This is a genomic window from Moorena sp. SIO3B2, from assembly GCF_010692525.1.
GTDB classification, from domain to species: Bacteria; Cyanobacteriota; Cyanobacteriia; order Cyanobacteriales; family Coleofasciculaceae; genus Moorena; species Moorena producens.
In genome coordinates this window covers 1-21186 of sequence record NZ_JAAHHE010000044.1, presented here as the reverse complement: position 1 = coordinate 21186, position 21186 = coordinate 1, and the positions used below count along the sequence as shown (strand labels likewise).

At 43.2% G+C, this 21186-nt stretch carries 13 protein-coding genes and 2 pseudogenes; 4 read left to right on the top strand and 11 right to left on the bottom strand.

Features of this window, described 5'->3' with window-relative positions; genetic code table 11:
• Positions 1 to 587: 587 nt before the first annotated feature.
• Both F6K38_RS13285 and F6K38_RS13280 read right to left on the bottom strand, forming a co-directional pair.
• Complete coding sequence (locus F6K38_RS13285; RefSeq protein ID WP_008189656.1) at positions 588 to 857, bottom strand: hypothetical protein; 270 nt, start codon at positions 855 to 857, stop codon at positions 588 to 590.
• A gap of 43 nt (positions 858 to 900) precedes the next feature.
• Entirely contained in the window at positions 901 to 2112 is a 1212-nt protein-coding gene (locus F6K38_RS13280) for an RNA-guided endonuclease InsQ/TnpB family protein (RefSeq protein ID WP_008189658.1), read from the bottom strand.
• A 569-nt stretch (positions 2113 to 2681) separates the two neighbouring features.
• Between F6K38_RS13280 and F6K38_RS13275 the strand changes: the two genes are divergently transcribed.
• Positions 2682 to 4493, top strand: a complete 1812-nt coding sequence (locus F6K38_RS13275; RefSeq protein WP_008189662.1) for an IS1634 family transposase — start codon at positions 2682 to 2684, stop codon at positions 4491 to 4493.
• A 180-nt stretch (positions 4494 to 4673) separates the two neighbouring features.
• Here the strand turns inward: F6K38_RS13275 and F6K38_RS13270 are convergent, their stop codons facing one another.
• The 9 genes and pseudogenes from F6K38_RS13270 to F6K38_RS13230 all read right to left on the bottom strand — a co-directional run.
• Positions 4674 to 5711 carry a glycoside hydrolase family 10-like protein gene (locus F6K38_RS13270; RefSeq protein WP_502709578.1) on the bottom strand — a complete coding sequence of 346 codons (1038 nt, stop codon included), beginning with the start codon at positions 5709 to 5711 and terminating at the stop codon, positions 4674 to 4676.
• A gap of 293 nt (positions 5712 to 6004) precedes the next feature.
• Positions 6005 to 7141, bottom strand: a complete 1137-nt coding sequence (locus F6K38_RS13265; RefSeq protein WP_044495241.1) for a citrate synthase — start codon at positions 7139 to 7141, stop codon at positions 6005 to 6007.
• 246 nt (positions 7142 to 7387) lie between these two features.
• A complete protein-coding gene (sixA, locus tag F6K38_RS13260) occupies positions 7388 to 7885 on the bottom strand; it encodes a phosphohistidine phosphatase SixA (protein WP_008189668.1) in 498 nt (165 codons plus the stop codon).
• A gap of 80 nt (positions 7886 to 7965) precedes the next feature.
• A complete protein-coding gene (locus tag F6K38_RS13255) occupies positions 7966 to 9216 on the bottom strand; it encodes a DHH family phosphoesterase (RefSeq protein WP_008189671.1) in 1251 nt (416 codons plus the stop codon).
• A 97-nt stretch (positions 9217 to 9313) separates the two neighbouring features.
• A complete protein-coding gene (locus tag F6K38_RS13250; RefSeq protein WP_008189673.1) occupies positions 9314 to 9811 on the bottom strand; it encodes an HNH endonuclease in 498 nt (165 codons plus the stop codon).
• A 176-nt stretch (positions 9812 to 9987) separates the two neighbouring features.
• The gene (locus tag F6K38_RS13245; protein ID WP_008189675.1) at positions 9988 to 11538 is read right to left on the bottom strand and encodes an adenylate/guanylate cyclase domain-containing protein; all 1551 of its coding nucleotides are present in this window, start codon (positions 11536 to 11538) and stop codon (positions 9988 to 9990) included.
• 228 nt (positions 11539 to 11766) lie between these two features.
• Entirely contained in the window at positions 11767 to 16098 is a 4332-nt protein-coding gene (locus tag F6K38_RS13240) for a PAS domain S-box protein (protein WP_008189677.1), read from the bottom strand.
• Positions 16099 to 16669: 571 nt separating this feature from the next.
• On the bottom strand, positions 16670 to 16864 hold the full coding sequence (locus F6K38_RS13235) for a TLTLP motif-containing protein (RefSeq protein ID WP_071986960.1): 195 nt from the start codon (positions 16862 to 16864) through the stop codon (positions 16670 to 16672).
• A 310-nt stretch (positions 16865 to 17174) separates the two neighbouring features.
• Positions 17175 to 17324 (bottom strand): annotated as a pseudogene (locus tag F6K38_RS13230) (succinate--CoA ligase subunit beta); the annotation flags it as partial.
• Between the two features lie 685 nt (positions 17325 to 18009).
• On the opposite strand from F6K38_RS13230, the gene F6K38_RS13225 reads away from it, so the two are divergent.
• The 3 genes and pseudogenes from F6K38_RS13225 to F6K38_RS13215 form a co-directional block, all read left to right on the top strand.
• On the top strand, positions 18010 to 19407 hold the full coding sequence (locus tag F6K38_RS13225) for a hypothetical protein (protein ID WP_131827210.1): 1398 nt from the start codon (positions 18010 to 18012) through the stop codon (positions 19405 to 19407).
• Between the two features lie 103 nt (positions 19408 to 19510).
• A complete protein-coding gene (locus F6K38_RS13220; RefSeq protein WP_044495246.1) occupies positions 19511 to 20782 on the top strand; it encodes a M16 family metallopeptidase in 1272 nt (423 codons plus the stop codon).
• A 246-nt stretch (positions 20783 to 21028) separates the two neighbouring features.
• Positions 21029 to 21186 (top strand): annotated as a pseudogene (locus tag F6K38_RS13215) (insulinase family protein); the annotation flags it as partial.

Sequence of the window (21186 nt, the reverse complement as noted above, 5' to 3'; positions counted from 1 at the left end):
ACAAAAATGTTTTTAGCTATATTAATTGACTATTATTTAAACTCTTTTTTTGTACTATTATTGATTAATAATCATCATTTATATCCGGTAAAATTTTATAAAAAATCATTTGTATTGATAGCCATAAGGTTGTGTAATCTGCGGAACACTTTTTTGTTATATAGCGGTTTTTAATTAGGTGAGGTACATGTTTTTAGGGAGCTAAGGCCGTGGGCTCCGCTTTCGGCTTTGCCGAAAGCGAACGGAGCTGGAAGCAGTGAAGTCATAAGGTAAGCATATATGCTACGCCCACGCTACTTGAAGTGCCGTCAGCCGTCAGTAGTCAGTAGTCAGTAGTCAGTAGTCAGTAGTCAGCCGTCAGCCGTCAGCCGTCAGCCGTCAGCCGTCAGCCATTGGCTTTTGGCCACGCTACTGTTCGCGCAGCACCTCAAGTAGCGCAATCGGTGCTTAAAATAAACCTATGCAGGCCTATGGCCACGCTACGCGAACGGGATAATTTAATTCAGATTAAATTTTATTCAAAAGCTAATAGCTAATAGCTGATAGCTGATAGCTGATAGCTGATTGCTGATTGCTGATAGCTTACCTCAAAGCTGACCCATGCCAGCAGAAACTGATTCTTTCTCTAATGCTAAAACAGTTTTGATATCACAAGTTTTCTGATTCCAGATATATGCCCCTAAGCCAACAGCTACATTAGAAATACAGGCAGCGGCAAAGATACCATTAACCCCAAATAGCTGACTGCCTAGATAAGCCAATGGGATGTAAAGCACTACCATCCGAGTCACCATCATCACCACTGATGGTAAGGGTTTACCTAAGGCATTAAACGTCGAACTGGCAACTAGAATCACGCCTGTTCCGGCATAGCTAATCGGGACATTGACACTCCCCGGTCTAAAGACACGGGGATTCTTGCTTCAACGAGCCAACTTGCTCAACCAGACCGGAATCAGGAAGAGTAGAGGTCGATTCTCTGCAAGCGTTTTGGTTTAAAACCAGGGTTCCGATGTGCCCCACCGTACCCAAGGCTCGTTTAAGGATGTTGATCGCGGCATTGTGGTCACGGTCTAACTCGCACCCACATTTACAAACGTGAGTCCTAGTTGATAGCGACTTCTTGAGCACTTCACCACATTCAGAACAATTTTGGCTTGTGTAGGCAGGGTTTACTGCAACAGTTACTCTGCCGAATTTAGTCCCAAAATGCTCGATCCATTTTCTAAATTGATACCAACCAGCATCATTAATAGACTTGGCGAGGCAGTGGTTTTTGACCAGATTTTTTACCCTCAAATCTTCATAGGCGACCAGGTCGTTAGACCGGATTACGCAACGTGCCAGTCTCTTGGCATGTTCTTCACGCTGCCTACTTATTTTAAGGTGCGTCCTGCCTAGTCTATTAATGGCTTTTTTACGGTTGGCTGAGCCTTTCTTTTTTCGATAAACTCGGCGTTGATAAAACTTTAATCTCTTTTCCCCAGTCCTGTAAAAACGGGGATTAGGTTCAGTCTTACCTCTGGAGTCGGTATAGAACTCTTTTAAACCTACATCTAGACCAACAGTCGCATCAGCAGGTTTTAATTGTTCTTTTACATCGACTGAAACACAAAACTGGACATAGTAACCGTCTGCCCTTTTGACAATCCGAACTCGCTTGATTTGTTTCTTGTCAAATCCCCACAAGTCCCATGTACCTTTGAGTTTAAGCTTCCCAATTTCTTTCTTGTCAGTGAATGTAATTGATTTATTGTCAGGGGACAGCTTCCATCCTGACTGCTTATATTCGACTGACCTGCAATGCTTTTGAAACTTAGGGAAACCTTTCTTTCCAGATACTTTTTTCTTACAGTTCTCAAAAAAGCGAGCAATTGATGACCATGCCCTTTCAGCCGCAGCTTGTCTAGCGGTTGAGTTCAGTTCATTGGCAAACGGAAAGTTCTTAGCTAAGGTTTTGCAATACTTATTGAGGTCGTATTTGTTAAACCCTTTATTATCCATCCACAAACGGAGACAGCTATTCCGTACAAACTTCACAGTCCGGATGGCTTCGTCTATGGATTGATACTGTTTCTTTTTCCCGTATGCCTTGAACTCAAGTATGATCATCAGAACTCGACCTTTTCTGTTATATTATTATAATACGTTTAGCACAAATTTACAAGTCATGTTGCTATATTTTTTTTTTTTAGTGGGACAGGACTCCCTATAGCTAAAAAGCTAAAAGGCGCGTCAAGCCGCTATCAACTTTCATCTCCGCTCGCTTTGTGACGGAGTTTTCAGTTGTTAAAATCCTAATAACTGCAAACACTCCCCAAATCATCGGTATCGTTAGTCGGGTTAGCTGGGAGCTCACCTTCCCTTCAATCAGGTTTTGCTTCATGGTAGGGCATACCTTAATTAATCTTAATAAAATTTAACTAAATTTAATTGGTTTTGAGGATTTATCTAGAGAAAGGGCAAGAGGATAAAGAGGATAAATGAGTTAAAACAGGTAAATTAAGTAAATAGTTTCGGCTCATCTATAACTGAAGTTCCCCTGTACTTTTGTACTACTAGAGCACGGAAAGGCTATCCCCATAAGGGATAAGCTTTATTTAGCCTACTCTTTGTGTGCCCATGTAATTTTCCAATTTTCTTAAGATTCAAGGTTGGGTAACTTTGGCGATAATGTAGTCATGTATATAGAACGAGTTCCCAATCGAAACTCACCACCTGCTGTCCTTCTCAGGGAATCATACCGAGAAGGAAATAAAGTTCGTAAACGCACCCTAGCTAATCTGTCTAAATTACCTGATGATGTCATCGAAAATTTACGCATTGTACTCAAAGGAGGAGTGGCCGTTGAAAATTATGGGGAGGCTTTTCAGATAAAAAGAAGCTTACCTCATGGCCATATTTCCGGGGTTCTAGGCACTCTGAACAAATTAGGAGTTCCAGAACTAATAGATGGTAAAGCTTCAAAAAATCGGGCAGTTATCATCGCCATGATAGTTGCCCGAATAATTGACCCCTGTTCAAAATTGGCAACGGCTAGAGGATTAAATCAGGAAACTTGTGGTTCATCTTTGAGCCATCTACTCGGATTAGAATCAACAGATGAAGATGACTTATATGAAGCCCTAGATTGGCTGATAGCTAGACAAACAAGAATTGAAAATGAACTGGCGAAAAAGCATTTAAAAGAGGGTGCATTAGTTCTGTATGATGTCAGTTCCACCTATTTTGTTCGCGTAGCGTCGGCTTCGCCGAAGGGAAAAACCTGTCCTCTAGCAAGCTACGGTTATAGTCGAGACAAAAAAAGCGGTGCGACCCCGGTCGGGTTTCCCGACCTAGGGAACGCGCACCAAGAGAGAGGAAAACAACAAATAGTATTTGGCTTGCTGTGTAATCGAGAAGGATGTCCCATTGCTGTGGAAGTTTTTGAGGGAAATACATCCGACACTACCACAATGGCCTTACAAATCGAGAAAGTCCGTCATCGCTTTGGACTCTCCAGAATCATCTGGGTTGGAGATAGAGGCATGATTACTCAAACCCGTATCAACCAAGAGTTCTCGACAAGGGAGGATCTCGATTGGATTACAGCCTTAACTGCTGCTCAAATCAAACTCTTGGCTGAGCAAGAAGTGATTCAACTGGGACTGTTTGATGAACAAAATTTAGTGGAAGTGGAATCCGTAGATTATCCGGGGGAAAGATTAATCGCTTGTCGCAATCCAATAACTGCTGAGTCAAGGGCTCAAAAACGAGAAAAACTCTTACAGAAAACAGAAGAAGAATTAGAAAAAATTGTTCAAGCTACTCTCCGAGAAAAAAGGGCTTTAAAGGGTGCTGACCAAATTGGCCTTCGAGTCGGAAAGGTGATTAACAAATATCGAGTGGGGAAGTTCTTTGAACTGGAAATCACGAACAACAGCTTTTCCTACACCCGCAAGCCCCAAGGCTTAAAAGCCGCCGCTGCCTTGGATGGATTATATGTCATTCGTACTTCTGTAGACACCGAAGTTTTAGATGCTCCAGCTACAGTGAAAGCTTACAAAAGTCTGTCTCAAGTCGAACAGGCTTTTCGCTCTTATAAGACGATGGATTTAAAAGTCCGTCCGATTTATCACCATCTCGAAAGCCGAGTTAAATCTCACGTTTTTCTTTGTATGCTGGCTTATTATGTGGAATGGCATATGAAGCAGGCTTTAGCACCGATTCTTTTTGATGACGAGGAGGGCACCCCCATTGATTGGGATGGAGTTACTCCTGTTAAACGATCAAAAAAAGCTTTATCCAAGGCTCGTAAGAAGCGGACAGCCCAGAACTTACCCGTACACAGCTTTTCCACTTTGATGGCAGATTTAGGAACAATTACTCTCAACACAATTGCTTCTAAATTAGAGGGGGCTGATCTGACTTTTTTGAAAATTACTCAACCCACACCAGTCCAACAAAAGGCGTTAGATTTACTTGGTGTTTCCCTATTTGTACCCAGTAAATGACCGACAGAAAATCTGCTATTCCTTACCCAGCATAGGTTGCCCTTTTTGTCAAAGGGGGAACTTCAGTCTATAACGTTTCTGAACGCTATGAGGTACAGAAATTTTTTTTCCTTATTACCTATTCCCTATTCCCTATTCCCTGTTCCCAGATCCGCTGTTCCCTTTGCTATAGCTAACTGCTTAAACTAATAGTTCCAGAAACCTTATAAGGTTAAAAAAAAGCTTCTTTGTGCCCAAGTAAGTTTTAACAAACGCTTCTTTGTGCTCTGGTTTTACACCACGAAAGGGACTATAGGTAGATTCCCAACAAAAAAGAGAATAACCATAACCATAGTTTTCGGCTATTGCTATCTGCTTGTTGAGTTCATTGATGGGCTTAGGGCGATAGACTTCTCCACTGTAGATACCTACCGCTACCGGAACGTAATAACTAGCTTCTCGTAAACCAGAAGATTTTAGAGTATTGATTACTTCTTGGCTTGTCTGGCGATAAATTTGGACGATCACTTCATCAATCAAGCCTTGGCGTAACCAATACAACCAATTTTGAGAGTATTTTCTGTAGGAAAAACTTGGGGAGTTGGGAGAAAGAGATATAATTAAGTTAGGGTTAATTTTTTTAACCGCTTGGTAAATTTTACGGGTTAATTCTGTCATCACTCTGGCGTGATTTCCAAACTGAGTTGGAATGCCCCAATGATCGTCTAGTTGAATACCATAGAGATTGGGATAGTTCTTTGCAGCTTCAGTAAATAAATTAATGAAGTACTGTTGAACATCTGGGTGCTTTGGATTTAGCCACAGATGTTGATCGATAGCTTTTTCTCCTGTTGACGTCTTTAGGAGCCAATCGGGATGCTGCTTAGCAAATTTTGAATTCAGATGAAGCATCATGCCATGCTCATACCAAGCATAGATTTTCAATCCTTGACGTTCACCTTCTTTGATGGCGGCTTTTAGGGGGTCGGTGAATGGTAAGGTAATCCGGTTATTTTTGAGGGAATACTTACTAGGATAGGTAGTTCCACCATTATAAACATCAACGTAAATTCGATTAAAATTCAGACCAGATAACTGGTGAAATACATTGTCAGTTTGTCCTGTATAGGATAGAAAGTTGTTACCAATATGAGTTACCCAAATTCCTTGAATTTTATTGGTAGTTTTTGGGGTATGGCGAGGGGCAGGAATGATAATGTTAAAACCTACCAATACCACCACTCCTATTAATGTCCAAATTATAAATTTATTGAATTTTTTTATTAACGGAAATTTCATTAGTTAATTGGTAATTGGTAATTGGTAATTATTATTTTCGGGGATCATATGCGCGAAGCGCACGCTACTTGAGGTGCAATCAGCTTTTGAAGCAAGGAAAACTAGGTACGAAAACTTAGGCATTTGGCTGAGGGAGCCGAGTACATAAGTATTCGTGGAACTTTCCTCAAGAATCACCCACGCCAAAATCACCAATTACCAATAACTAATAACCAATAAGTAATGACTAACAACTAACGAGCTTCCATAGGAATATAGGGAGCATCGTGAGTGCCAGTGTAGACTTGAGTAGGTCTAAAAATTCGATTGACTGCTAGCTGTTCCTTCCAGTGAGCTAGCCAACCCGCAACTCGTGCGATCGCAAACACTGGTGTAAACAAGTCACTCGGAATACCCAGCTTCCGGTAAACTAAGCCAGAATAGAAATCCACATTGGGATAAATCCCCTTGTGGCTCAGTTTTTCTTCCACTGCTTTCTCCAACTCCAAAGCAATGTCGTAGTACTTGTCTGTGCCAGATTCCTTAAACAGTTGTTCCGCTAAGTTCTGAAGTATCGTTGCTCGCGGGTCTTTTACCTTATAGACTCGGTGACCACAACCCATAATTCGTTCTTTGCGCTGCAAGCGCTCCTCCAAGTAAGACTGGACATTGTCCACTGAGCCGATGGTTTCCAACATGGTAATCACTTCTTCATTCGCCCCTCCGTGTAACGGACCAGCTAGAGTTCCCACCGCTGATGCCACTACTGCATAAGGGTCAGTAAGAGTAGAAGCAGTCACCAGAGCCGAAAAAGTAGATGCATTGATAGTATGTTCGGCATGGAGGGTCAGGCAAACATCAAAGACATGAGCCTCTAGGGGAGTAGGCTCTTGCTCATTGAGCATATACAGAAAGTTAGCTGCATAGCTAAGATCATCCCGAGGGCGTACTGGATCGTCCCCTTTGCGCATCTGTTTAAATGCTGCTACCATGGTAGGAATCTTAGCCAACAGCCGAACCACGGCTTCCCTAATGTATTTTGGATTGTCTAGAGCCCGTTTGGAGTAAAACAGACCCAAAGCAGCAGCAGAGGCTTGTAGAGCATCCATGGGATGACCAGTTTCTGGAAAACATTTCATCATGTCCCGGATGCTATACTTGATCCGTCGGTGGAGGCGAACGTCCTCCTGGAATTCATAAAGTTCGTTCTTAGTAGGTAGCTCACCCCAAATCAGTAGATAGGCGGCTTCTAGGAAAGTACTGTTTGATGCGAGTTCTTCGATCCGAATGCCACGATACTCTAGTATTCCCTTCTGCCCATCAACGTAGCTGATACTGGATTGAGCTGCTGGAATGCCTTCTAAACCTGGCTGGTACTCGCAAGCTATCATGTTATTACCTACAGAATCTTCAGTCATCTCAGGGTAACTTACCAGAGATTAGTGCTTAAGTCTTCCGTGCTACAAAGATTATTACTTTTTAGTGTAATGACTATATTATAGCAATCTCCAACAATCTTGATGAATTTGTGCTTGATGAATTTGTGCTCAAAGAACCAATCGTGATATTCTTCCCCCTCTTACCTGTCTTGCCTGTCTTCCCCCTCTTCAGAAGTTTTACAACTCAAATCCCCATTGCTATAGTAACCATTTCGGTGAGGTCAGCAAGAATAGCTCACTGCGACCGAAGGGCTTGCCAGTATTAGGAAGCTTTAACCCAATTACTCCAGCTTTTTTTAGCACTAGTTTTTGATTGGATACTCCCCACACCAACATTTCCGCCCAATTAGCTAAATCCGGTTGATGGCCAACTAGAGCTAAACGTCTTTGAGCATTAGTCTTTCGCCACCTCTGCTGTAGCCAACTGAGCCATTGGTGAATGTCACCCTCAGGAGCGAGACTCTCTGACTCTTCAACCAATGAGCCTAAACCAACATCTTGGAGGATAGCAGCGGTTTCCTTAGCTCTGACCAATGGACTAGTCAATATTAGGTCAAAATGTAGCCCTCGTTTCTGGAGCTCTTTTGCTACTTTACTAGTTTTTTCATGGCCAATTTTGGTCAGTGGCCGCTCTCGATCGTTGTGGTAGGTGCCTCGCTCAGCAGCAATACCGTGGCGAATTAAGTAGAGTTCCATGGGCTGATGTTGAGATTCGCTTAAAATGCGATCGCGCTCACTGAAAACACTCCTGAGTTCATCAGTTGGTATTAGTTAGTCTAGATAACCGTATCCTCGGGATTAACTAACCGCAGTAGTTTTTGCTTGACTTGGGTATCAAACACCTCCCACTTGAGCTTGGCATACTCCGATTTGTCATTAAAACTACTCAAGAATCCCGTCGGAATTTCAAAGCCACCAGCCATCATGCGTCCACCACCAAAGAAACGCCCATGACTGTCTTGACCGAAAGCTTCTTTGATAAATTCATCAGGGTCGAGGGTTAACTTATTGGTTCTCAAGGAACCAATCACCACTTCTAATTCTTGGTCTTCATCGTAAACAATCCCGTAAACCACAGCAGTGTGAACATTTTCTTCAGTAACTAAAAAGTCAGCAGCTTGGGGAATAGCATCCCGGTCTTCATAGCGAAGATAGCCCACACCAGCCATAGAGAAGTTATCTTGGAGAATGCGATATTTAAGCGATCGCTCAATCACATCCATGACTCGGCGAGATCGGGATGTTTTGAGTATAGCGTTAAGCAGTTGACTGTCGTAGAAGCGACTGAGATATCCAGCTGCCAAGAAATCCTCTTCCTGAGCCTGCATCAGCATATTAGTATCAGAGCGCACACCATGCATCAAGGCTGTAGCACATTTGATGTGTTCACTAATGCTACTATCAAGCTGTAGTAACCCAGCCTGAAGGTAATGGGTTAATAGCGTCGCGGTTGCTCTTGCTTGAGGACGAAGGTCAATAAATTCTGCTTTCAACTCCCCTTGACTAGTGTGATGATCAAAGATTGCAATTAGAGGAATATTGGCCTCGGTAACAATCGGTAATAGCTGGGTGGTTGTACCCTGGTTATCAATCAGCACATAGCCCTGATACACCGATAAATCTTGATTTTTTGTGGTCTCGACACTCCAGCGTTTGGCTGGTAAACCAGTCAGCTTAACCAGGGCAATGTTTTCCTGGTGAGAGAGGGTACCAGCATAGACAATATCGCATTGGATATTATACTGCTGGGCAATCAGCTGGTAAGCCCAAGCGCTAGAGAGAGCATCTGGGTCAGGGAAATCTTGTAGGATGATCAGTTGCCGCTCATGTTGGTGACGCTCTAGAGTCTCCTGCAACTGTTGTACTTTTGAATGTACTTTTGAACCTGATGTAGCCGACTGCCGCCTTTTTGTTTGGGAATTTCCCACGAAGGGATTTAGATCTTGAGTAGATGACGGTTGCGCTTTAGCATCAACCTGTTCTGAATCTAAGCTAGATGCACCACTGTTAAGTAAATTGTTAGTCATTAGTTATTTAGTCATCAGTCATTAGCCATTAGTCATTAGTCATTAGCCATTGGTCAACCCCCTTTTGGCTTGATTAGTCGTGGCATGAGTTAGCAGACTAGGCACCAATCACATACTTCCGCCATTCCTGATGCCGTCCAGTTTTTAAGTGTTTAGCAATTTCAAAGTGGAGACTACTATAAGGTCTCCGGGGTTGGGTTTGCAACATCATGTTGGCTTCTTTGGGGGTGCGATTCCCTTTTTTGACGTTGCAGCGCACGCAAGCTGTAACAATATTTTCCCAGGACTCACCTCCATGGCGAGAACGAGGAATCACATGATCTAAGGTTAAGTCATCACCACTGTAGCCGCAGTATTGACAAGAGTGACCATCACGGTGCAGGATGTTACGACGGGTAAGGGGAATCTCTTTGTAGGGTACCCGTACGTAATGGCGCAGTCTAATCACTGTAGGCAGTGGAAAATCTGCGTAAACGTATTTGCCGTTATGTTCGATACGCTCTGCCTTACCCTTGATCAACAAGACAACTGCCCGTCGCCAGTTGGTGATGTTGAGCGGCTCATAGGAGGCGTTTAACACCAGAACCTTACCCATTGGTGATCTCAGCTAGGAGGATTTTCCCAGATAGTAGCACAGGTTGCTCAATCTGGGTCGTTTTTCCATGGGTTAGTTTAATTTACCTTGTTGCTGAACTGCTGAACTAAAGGCTGAACTAAAGAAATCCGTCAAGGGTTCAGTCAAATATAGTTAGGTCAGTTACCCATTACCCATTACCCATTACCCATTGCTTTAGGACCTGTGAGCAGATAAGTAGTCATTTTCCCTTTTCCTTTGACTTCAAACGGTTCCCGTTTATCAAACCGGTACTTATCTTTTAATTTCTCATAGGTCCTAACTGTAACCTGAATGCTACCTGGTATACCCTGAGATTCCATACGGCTAGCCATATTTACGGTATCACCCCACAAATCATAGCTAAATTTTTTGATTCCAATTACCCCAGCCACCACTGGTCCACTGTTGATGCCAATCCTGAGACGGAAATTTTGATTCGTTTGAGCATTGTACTGCGCAATTAATTTTTGCATATCCAATGCCATTTTAGCGATCGCGTCCGCATGATAATTGCAGGGTTTTGGCAGACCGGCAACAGCCATATAAGCATCACCAATCGTCTTGATTTTTTCGACACCATGCTCCTCAGCTAGTTGGTCAAACTCTGAGAAAATTACATTGAGAATTTCGACCAGTTCGGTGGGAGAGGTTTGGGTTGAGAGTTTGGTAAAGTCAACTAAATCAGCAAACAAAACGGTGACATCTTCAAAACTTTCTGCCAGGGTACGTTCTCCTTTTTTTAACTGTTCTGCGACCGGTTGGGGCAAGATATTAAGCAGCAAAAGCTCAGCTTGGGTTCGGGCACGACGAAGTTCATCTTCAGCTTTTTTACGCTCTGTAATGTCGCTAACTGTGCCTTCGTAGTAGAGTAAATCACCAAAATTGTCTCTGACTGCTCGTATATTTTCCGAAATCCAAATTACCATACCATCTTTCCGATAGACTTCGGACTCAACGTCTGATAACGTTTCTTCTTTGTGGATTAGGGCTAATATATCGTCACGACGCATCGGTGCGAGGTAGAGTTGTTTCCCAATATCCGTGACTTGATTAATCAGTTGTTCTGGCGACTGATAGCCCAAAATACTTGCGAGTGCTGGATTAGCGGTGATAAATTGTCCTTCTGGTGTAACTTGACAAATGCCTTCATTGGCATTTTCAAAGATACTGCGATATTTATGCTCAGCTTCTTGTTTCTGCTTGATTTCCTGTTGCAGCTGAAAATTTTGTTCTTGTAGTTGCTTTTGTAAACGCCCGAGTTTCAAGTGAGTGTTGACTCTCGCTCTTACTTCTTCCTGCTGCACTGGTTTGGTGAGATAATCTACTGCACCGAGTTTGAAACCTTTAACTTTGTCGAGAGTATCAGTACGAGCCGTCAGAAAAATAACTGGGATGTCTCTAGTTGACTCTTGAGCTTTCAAGCGACGGCAAGTTTCAAACCCATCAATTCCGGGCATCATAATATCCAGTAAGATTAGATCCGGTTGAGTATAGTTGACTTTCTGGAGGGCACTATAGCCATCTTGAGCGACTAAGACTTTGAAGCCAGAATTGCTCAACAACTCAAACATCACCCCTAAATTAGTCGGACTATCATCAACAATCACAATTACACCTTTATAGCCAATTTTATTATAGCTCTCGGTTAGGGTTATTTGGCTGGAATAGGAATGATTATTAGCTTGAGTTACTGAGTAAATATTCATAATTACATGAACTTATTATTGGTTTTTTTTTCGCTAAGCAATGGCTAATTAATAAGAGCCCAAATAATCTGATATCATCTCACAAAAAATAAATAAGCCCTTAAAACTATAAACCTTAAAACTATAACCTTTAAAACTATAATAACTTATTCATGGCTTAAATCATCATTTAAATGGCTAGTTATTTTAAAGATATATAATTTATTTTTTAATAACTTTATATTTTTTTTAATCCTTTGATTGACCATGAGCTTCGCGGTCTTTTTTATCCATGTAATTCCTAACAAATTCCAGTATTTGTCTTTCTTGAAAGCCTTTTGATAATTGACGCAAGTTTTGAGCAAAGGGGATGAATTTATCATCCAACTGTTCAATCAAATTAGCTTCCTCTTGGATCCCTCTAATATCACCGATGATGGCGAGTTCATACAGAACGGAGATTTTCTCTGGCGATGGAGCTACAGGCATAACGTCTTCAGCTTTCTCTTCCTTAGTGGATTCTACAATTCCTTGTCCTCCTTGTTGTTCCTGGGAAACGTCTGGTAAATCTAAATCTAGCCAAAAAATACTACCTTGACCGACAGTGCTTTTCACCTTTAATTCACTACCCATTAATTCCGCTAAACGTTTACTAATCGATAGTCCTAAGCCTGTACCATTAACCTGACGGTCAGTGTTACCCACTTGATGGAATGGCAAAAATATTTCTGCTAGTTGTTTTGGTGGGATACCAATGCCAGTGTCTGCTATGACAAAGCGCATTTTTTGAGTACCTTGCTTTTCGGTTAAAGACCGATCAACGTTCAACTCTGAACACCCCAAATAACCAACTTTAAAGGTTACCCCGCCAGTATCTGTAAATTTGACAGCATTTCCCAAAAGGTTCATCAGAACTTGTCGCAGTCTTATTTCATCACCCTTGACAAATTCAGGCAGGGGCGAAAGGAATTCGTAACGGAATGAAAGGTTTTTTTGTTTAGCACTGATCACCACAATTTCCACAATACCTTCCAGAAACTTGGGAAACTGAAAATCTCTGACATCCAGTTCCATTTTTATGGCTTCGATTTTTGATAGATCCAGGATGTCATTGAGTAGGGTTAACAGATGCTGACCACTTTGCTGAATAATACTGAGCTGCTCTTTTTGCGTAGCGCTCAGATTAGGTTCCTCTTGGAGGATTTGGGCATAACCTAAAATGCCGTTAAGGGGGGTACGTAATTCATGGCTCATGTTGGCTACAAATTCACTCTTAGCCCGATTGGCTACTTCCGCGTCAACTTTAGCCTGCTTCAACGCCTGTTCTGCCTGTTTGCGATCGCTAATGTCTCGAAAAATTCCCTGCACAACTGTCTTGCCTTGCAGCTCTAAAGTAGTGGCACTAACTTCTACAGGCACCGTTGTACCAACTTGATGCAGTAATTCCAGTTCTTCTTGAAATACACCCCCTGCCTCCACATGTTGCTGGAAACTTTGGGAGTAGGCTTTGAATCGTTCTCGTGGAATAATCTGACTCTGATGCAAGCCAATAATTTCAGCTCTCCGACGGCCCAGCATCTGTTCCGCCATCTGATTGGCTTCCAGGATGATTCCGGTTTCCGCATCTGCCATCAGAATGGCATCACCAGCTGACTCAACTAACTTGCGATACTTCTGTTCCGCCTGCCGTAGTTTTGCCTCTGATAGCTTGCGTTCAGTGATATCTCGGTTGCAGAATATTCTACCATAGTAATCCCCACCACTCGTGAGCACTGGTGCTGAATAAAAGTCAAAAATACGCCCATCCTTGATTAAAAGTTCATCGTAGTTCGTTGTTTTGGGATGAGCTTGGAGATAGTCCACCTGAGCTAGAAATTCTTCGGGATGCTTCAGTTGAGAACTCACCTGCTTGAGCAATTCTTGAATATCATTGGTTTCAAACAATTGTTCTGGAGTCTGCCACAAGTCAGAGAAACGGTGGTTGTAGGAAACCACCCGAAAATTTTCATCAACCACTAAAATTCCATCAATGGCAGCTTCTTGTTGCGCTTTGAGCATGGCATTTGTACGGAGCACATCCTCCTGTGCCACAGAGCGCTCAATGGCAATTCTAGCTAGTTGGGTGGCTTTATCCGCCAGTTCTTGCTCTTCGGGGTTTGGGGTATGAGGTTCAGTGTAATAGGTTGAGAAGGTGCCTAGCACCGTCCCTTGAGTGGACAAAATGGGGATAGACCAACACGCTCTGAGATTGTGGGAGAGTGCCAAATCCCTGATACTTCCACACAGGGGATGAGTGGCAATATCCTTAACCATGACCGATTCTCGCCAATAGGCGGCAGTGCCACAGCAACCCATATATGGAGCAATAACCATACCATCAATCGCCTGAATGTAGGATTCTGGAAGGCTGGGAGCGGCAGTATGACGCAGATTAACCCCATTTTTGTCCACCAGCAAGAAAGCACACCTAATCTTGGGCAATTGCTCCTCAATCAACCGAGCTAGTCGGTCTAGTACATCTGGCAGCTTCTCCCACTGGGTAATCATTTCCAGGATACGATTTTGTCCAGCTAACAAGGCTTTAACTCTCTGGCTATCAGTAATGTCAGTAAAGGTGCCAACTAGACGAACCACTTCACCGTTATCATCTGTGATCACCAGACCAGTGGAGAGAATCCAGGAAATTGAGCCATCTGTGCGCAGCAGACGAAACTTTTGTTTCCACTTCTTGATGCAGTCGCTCATGGGGGAAACCCCCAAGACCGCGCTGCATCGCTGAGAACTTCGTCCAGTACATAGGTTATCTAGGATGGCTTTCACCTGATCTTGATCCTCAAGATGAATCAGTGCCAGTAATTCATTAATGGTCGGTCCATCTTGATCCAATGGGTAGCCAATCAGGCTGAGAAATTGGGGTGAGTAGTAATGATCATAGGTCTTCAGGTTGATTTCAAAGAGTCCGTTGGTGTTGGCTTGAATAGCCAGAGCAAACCGTTCCTCACTCTCCCTAAGCGCATCCTCAATGCGCTTGTGTTCAAGAACCTCCGCGATTAATTGTCGATTGAGCTGCCTCAGGGTAGCTGTTCGCTCTTGAAATTGATATTCCAGCCGTTCATTTTGGTAAAGGAGTGCGTCTTGAGCGTGCTTGCGCTCTGTGATCTCCTCAACTGTAGCTTCGTAGTAGAGTAGAAAGTTACTACTATCGCGGATAGCCCGCACGTTTTTGGAAATCCAGATTATACTACCATCTTTTTGATAAATCTGTGCTTCAAACCCTGAAACAACACCATCTTCCTGTAGCTGTAGAAGCAAATCTGCCCGGCGTTGAGGGTCAACGTAAAGTTGGTGGGCAATATCGGTGACACTTGCTACTAGTTCTTCCGGTGATTGATAGCCATATATTCTCGCTAGTGCCGGGTTAGCACTGATATAGCTTCCGTCAGGTGTGGTCTGACAAATGCCCTCGACAGCATTCTCGAATATGCTGCGGTATTTGGCAACGCTTAAGAGTAACAACTCTGCCGCCGAGTTTCGTTCTGATGTAATCGCTGCCAAGAATAAAGCGATTGTCGCCATCAGTATCATGAAAACCTGTAGCAGGGGAACTGCTTCACTCAAGTCCCCGGTGCTGGCAAGAAACGGTCCGGTACCCAGACTGGTTCCTACAATGGCAATACTCGATACCATCAAGCAGCCTAGGGTGGTGAGGCGTTGACCAAATTGGAGGGTAGCCCAAATCAGCCAGGGAAATGTCAAGCAGGCGAGGGGATAGGTTGCCATTTCTGGCGCAATGTCCGACCCAAACACTGCCCAACTCACTGTCAACAGTGAAATCAGCCAGATAGCTGCCAAAATAATTTGCTTGATCTTTATGCTTGCTTGAGGGGTTAACGGTTGTTGGTTAGACAGTTGGAGGTTAGTTTGGGTTGACTGTTCAACCTTCTCAACCTTGGCCAATTGGCCACGCTTTCGGCAAAGCCGACGCTGCGCGAACGCGAACAACCTGCCAACCTTCAACTCCTTCACTAGGTAGCACCAAACTAAAAACACTGGTACTACGACTAAAACCACCATTAAGTCCCCTAACCACCATTTCCACCACATCCCCCCGAAATTCCTACCATCAAATTCACCACTCAGGTGTAAGTGAGTTAGACTGACAGTCGGAGCGATGAGTGTGGCAACCATCGACACCCCTAGGAAACCCAATACATCTCGTCGCCGTTCTAGGGAAGGACGAAGCTGCCACAACAGTGCCAATCCTATCGAGAGCAATACTGACAAGATATAGCCGAGAGCAGTGATTACAGAAACTGGCCAGAACCTCTGAGCCGACACAGTCCAGAAAAATTGTCCCCAAGAAACCGATGGCAAAACTCCTTGTTGTTCGGTTAACCACCAAAGATGCTCCCTTAGTAGTAATACGGTTGCTTGGGTAACTCCTGCGGGAGACCAAACTGGTGGTACTAATGTATTTCCTCCAATCAATCCATGGACTAAGTTTGCCAGCCCAAGGTAAACCAAAGTCAGTAAACCTAAATTGGTTAAGTGTTGCCAGAATCCTTTTGGGATGAAAATCATTTTGGGAATACGCCCAAAGATGGAGTTAGGCGAAACTAATCTTTACGCACATTGACATAATTTTCAATCCCTAAACCGGTAAATTCCGCAACTTTACAAACTCTTTTATTTTCTAGTTAGATTTTTTTCAGTCTCTTTAAATTAAAGGTTTTTTTGACCTAGAGATTTAGTTAAAGTGAAAAGTGAAAGGTTATGGGTGAAGGCTACCGACTTAAGCTGGCATATAGCGAAGGAGACTGGTAATTGTTCATTGTTGTTCATTGTTGATGGTTTTCCCTTGTCTCCCTTCCCTTTGCTTGATAAGAGGTAGCCTCGGTGAAAGAGACGACACCAATCTCCTCTCTTTCCCCTTTCTCCTTTTCCTTGTTCCTTTTAACTATCATCAAGGAGCCAAGGCAAGTGATATACCATTCAACTTAAACTTTCTATAAAGCTGAGATTTCACAGAATCCCCCTTACGCCATTGCCTAGGAGACATGACGCTGGCATTTTATATTACACCTCAGCTATTGAAGGTTTTTAAATCAGCGCACCCACATATTGTGCTTTGGTTATCTAAAAAACTTGTATGTCAATTTTCTATTCTCGTCGTAGGCGAGTAGGGGGTTTGTGGCAAAACATTAACGTAGTTATTTGAAGAAGAGTAGTAAGCGATGATCAACAAAGGTAATGTTAAGGTCAACAGCGCAATTACCGTACCCAAGACTTCTGCCCATCTATATGGGTGAGGGTCAGAAGAGTTGGCAGATGAGCCACTAATTTCCATAAATTAATTGAAATTTAAACTAGGTCAGTTGAAAACGACGATTAGTTGGGTCTTATCATAAACCCTACATCCTCTATTTTATCGATTTATTCCCAAAGGATTGTTTTCTAGTAAACAATCTCAACCAAATTCCAGCCCGCTTAACGATACTTTGCAAAAAACTAGGCTCAACAAGGTTACAGGTTGTAGGTTACAGGTTGTAGGTTGTTAGTTACAGGTTGTAGGTTACAGGTTATAACCCACATTCCCCATGTCAGTTTGTAGTATGCAAAGTATGATGTAAATCCGACCAACGGGTGATGGGGTGACGAATCAATTGCTCTACACACCGGATCCGACGAGCTGGGTTGTCTCCATAAGTAGAGACTTGAGATTTGAGCACCACCGGATAGGGAATCTCTAATCCCTTGATGTCGGTAGGATGGTCAATGCGTTGAGCAGGCAAAACCGGAATGCCAATCTCACGGAATAATTCTTTAGCCTGGTATTATAACAGATGCATGATTCGCGAACAATCCTAACCACGACGTTTCAAATCTTTTGCCACTTGGTCAATGCTGTAGAAACACTTCGGTGAAAGCGTCTACCAGCTGACGGATCCTTAAATTGGTCATTAAAAACAGCAAAATTATTCCCCCAGTAGCCCCTAGGTAGGATAGGTAGAAGGGAAGCAGGTGTCGATCGCTTTAAACGCCATCACTTAGTTATTCATCTATTAGACATCTCCAAAAATTAACCTCAAACCCTTGCACTGCCTGGGTCAAAACCGAGTTTCTGGAGATGTCTATTATAGAAGTTACTAGTTCATAACTCCAGATTAGGGCAGGTGTTTGTTCATCGTTCTAGATAAGTCCCGATCTAGGAATGTCTAATCGTAAGGTGGGAAGTCTAGACCGAATCAAAGATTATGGTGGTCGAGGATGTCACTCCTTGCTTCTTTGATTCTTCAAAATTCCCCCCTAACCCCTATAATTCCTCACTGTTGCCTTAATATCTCACCAATTCCTGCCTAACCACTGGAAGCATAGGAGTATATTTTGGGTTAAGATTAAGTACCTTTTTTGGTATCCCTGGCTTTCCTCCTGCTACAGGCAATGGATTCTAACCAGTTCACCCCTGAGTCTAACCACAGCAACGATCAATCAATGGATTCTGACGTTGCAGCCCACCCTTGGGACGAACCACTTTCTGATCCCGAGGCTCAAACCGATGAGCCATTCCCTGAAACACTACAACCCGATGAAGGAAATTCTAAAAGTACGTTTCTTTTGTTGGTGGTGGTGGGCATGGGATTGGGTCTAGTATTTTTAACCGGCGGCTTTTATGTTTTTACCCGTCCCTGCGTATTTGGGTCTTGTACTGTACTCAATGAAGCTCAGCTATTGAGTAAAAAGTCAGCAGACACCCTCAAAAAACCTAAATCGGGAAAGGACATTCTCGAAGCTCAGAAGCAATTAAAGACAGCGATTGAAGGACTCAAAGCAATTCCGTTTTGGTCAATGAAGCATGACACAGCACAAGGATTGCTCCAAGCCTATCAAATCAGAGGTAAAGACCTAGATCAGTTAGTGACAGCCATGCAAATGGCGGCTAGGGCAGGTCATAAAGGGAAAAATCCTCCCCATAAGGCATCAAAGTGGATTGCAATTCAAAAACTGTGGCGAGAGGCAATTGCCCGCCTTGAACAAATGCCTAAGGAGAGTAGCCTTAATGCTATAGCGCAACAGAAAATTAAGCTATATAAGGTCAATTTAGACGAAGTTAATCGGCGATTAGTCAAAGAAAGACAGGCGAGTCAGATTATGAAAGCAGCTAAGAAAGCGGCTCAGATTGCCCAAGCTCGTCAGGGTGTAGCCCAGACTTTAGAGGAATGGCAACTAGTCTATAGTACTTGGAAAACCGCATTAGACCGTCTGAACAAAATTCCTCAAGGAACAACCGTTGAAGAGGACAAGCAACGACTGGAGGAATTCTATAAAACTAATCTGGCCAGGGCGCGCGATCGCAAAACCCAGGAAAAAATTGCTACCAACGCCTACAATCAGGGACTACGTCTGGCTCAGTTAGCTCAAAAGGCTCAGGGAAAGCAACAATGGTCGGTGGCTGCGATTCATTGGCGCAACGCTTTAACTTACGTGAAGCAAGTTCCAAACTCCACATACTACCACAAAAATGCACAGTCTTTAATTGAGCCTTATCAAAACGCCCTTAAGGCAGTTCAAAGCAAGTTGCAGTTGCAGGTAAAGTTAAAACAAATTGGTGGTGATCTTGAACAAATCTGTACTGGGGAAACTCGAGTTTGTAATTACACCATTGATGAAAGTCTGATTAAAGTAGAATTAACACCGACTTATATGTATCAGGTCAGACAAACAGCGATTACGGCTCAAGTCAGAGGTGATGTAGAGGCTCAAGCTGGCATCGTGAATCACGTATTGACGTTAGAAGATGCCCTCAAAGGGATTAGCTATAATTCTGAAATCCGTATGGAAATCTATACTGCTGATGGGGCTCTGATTCAGGTACACAGTCCTGGCACTTAGTTAGGAGAACTGTGAAGTAGCAAACATGATCTTTAACACTGGGTTAACCTAAATTAACCTTAAGTAATATCATGTAAGAAGTTACACATTGAGATTAGAAGCATTGTTATCTGAGCCCCTGCCTCAAATAAAGTTTCCTGCTAGTGTTTTCAAACTGACCAATGGCTTGAATGTCATTCATCAATACCTAAGCGCTACACCAGTAGTAGTGGCCGATGTGTGGGTTGGTGCTGGTGCGATCGCAGAACCACAAGAATGGTCTGGCATGGCTCACTTCTTGGAACACATGATTTTTAAGGGCACCGAGACCATTGCTCCTGGTGTGTTTGACTATGTGATTGAAAGCCACGGTGGTGTAACGAATGCCGCTACTAGCCATGACTTTGCTCATTTTTTCGTAACCAGTGCTTCTGAGTACTTAAAACAGACCCTGCCTCCCTTGGCAGAATTACTCTTGCATCCTGCTATTCCTGAAGAAGAATTTGTCCGGGAACGGTGTGTGGTGTTAGAAGAAATTCGTGGCAGCTACGATAATCCTGATTGGGTGGGATTTCAGGCTCTTTCTGAGAGCGTTTACCAACGTCACCCCTATGGCAGACCGATTCTGGGTACGGAAGCGGATTTGATGGCTCACTCTCCCCAACAAATGCGCTGTTTCCACCAATGCCATTACCAGCCGGAAAATATGACTGTGGTGATTGTAGGTGATATTGACCAAGAATCAGCATTAACTATAGTTGACCAGTCATTTCAAGATTTTGCTTCCCCCACTGATTGTCCTAAACCAGAGGTGATAGCTGAACCACCATTTATCGGAATTAGACGTCAGGAACTAAATTTGCCTCGCCTGGAACACGCACGTCTATTGATGGCTTGGCACGGACCAGGGATAGATCAGCTTGGGGATGCCTGTGGTTTGGATTTACTGTCTGTGCTCCTGGCTGATGGACGCTCTTCTCGCTTGGTAAGAGAATTAAGGGAAGAGAAACAATTAGTGCAAGACATTGGTAGTAGTTTCTCTCTACAGCGTGATTCGAGTTTGTTTACTATTACCGCCTACCTAGAACCCGAATACCTGGAACAGGTAGAAGCAATAATTAGGGAACACCTGTGGCAATTGCAACAGACACCAGTGTCAAGCACAGAAATCAAACGCTGTCAACGTCAGCTCTATAACGACTATATTTTTTCCACAGAATCTGCTGGTCAACTTGCTGGTTTGTATGGTTACTACAGCACTATTGCTACAGCAGAAGCAGCCTATAGTTATCCGCTTGAGATTCAAAAGCTAACAGCTAATGACGTAATGCAATTAGCCCAGCGGTATCTTTATCCCCATCGCTATGCTATCACAATCCTCAACAGTATAGCTTAGATCGTAACTCATTTTTAGATTCAAAAGCTGAGATATTTAGATGTAATTAACTTAGGGGATTCGGTATATTTATACCTATTACCTAAGCTATCACAATCCTCAAAAGGATAGCTTAGATCGTAACTCATTAAAGGTAGTAACTCCTCACAAAGGCATGTAGTAAAAGTGGGAATTCGTGCATTTAAAATTTGGAATTTACAATTTTCCTAAGACCTAAGACTATCAAGCCTAAGACCTAAGACCATCATGCCTAATATCACACTAAAGCAACAACAGAATATCCATCGCACAGTGCTAGATAATGGCATCGTGGTGATAGTAGTTGAAAATGCTGCTGCTGATATCATTGCCAGCCGTCTATTTATTCGGGCAGGTAGTCAGTTCGATCCACCAAACCAAGCTGG

Bases quoted from the DNA above. Each gene is read 5' to 3' on its own strand.
- F6K38_RS13225 (WP_131827210.1), top strand. From the start codon at position 18,010: ATGGATTCTGACGTTGCAGCCCACCCTTGGGACGAACCACTTTCTGAT.
- F6K38_RS13235 (WP_071986960.1), bottom strand. From the start codon at position 16,864: ATGGAAATTAGTGGCTCATCTGCCAACTCTTCTGACCCTCACCCATAT.
- F6K38_RS13280 (WP_008189658.1), bottom strand. From the start codon at position 2,112: ATGATCATACTTGAGTTCAAGGCATACGGGAAAAAGAAACAGTATCAA.
- F6K38_RS13240 (WP_008189677.1), bottom strand. From the start codon at position 16,098: ATGATTTTCATCCCAAAAGGATTCTGGCAACACTTAACCAATTTAGGT.
- F6K38_RS13265 (WP_044495241.1), bottom strand. From the start codon at position 7,141: ATGATAGCTTGCGAGTACCAGCCAGGTTTAGAAGGCATTCCAGCAGCT.
- F6K38_RS13255 (WP_008189671.1), bottom strand. From the start codon at position 9,216: ATGACTAACAATTTACTTAACAGTGGTGCATCTAGCTTAGATTCAGAA.
- F6K38_RS13245 (WP_008189675.1), bottom strand. From the start codon at position 11,538: ATGAATATTTACTCAGTAACTCAAGCTAATAATCATTCCTATTCCAGC.
- F6K38_RS13250 (WP_008189673.1), bottom strand. From the start codon at position 9,811: ATGGGTAAGGTTCTGGTGTTAAACGCCTCCTATGAGCCGCTCAACATC.
- sixA (WP_008189668.1), bottom strand. From the start codon at position 7,885: ATGGAACTCTACTTAATTCGCCACGGTATTGCTGCTGAGCGAGGCACC.
- F6K38_RS13275 (WP_008189662.1), top strand. From the start codon at position 2,682: ATGTATATAGAACGAGTTCCCAATCGAAACTCACCACCTGCTGTCCTT.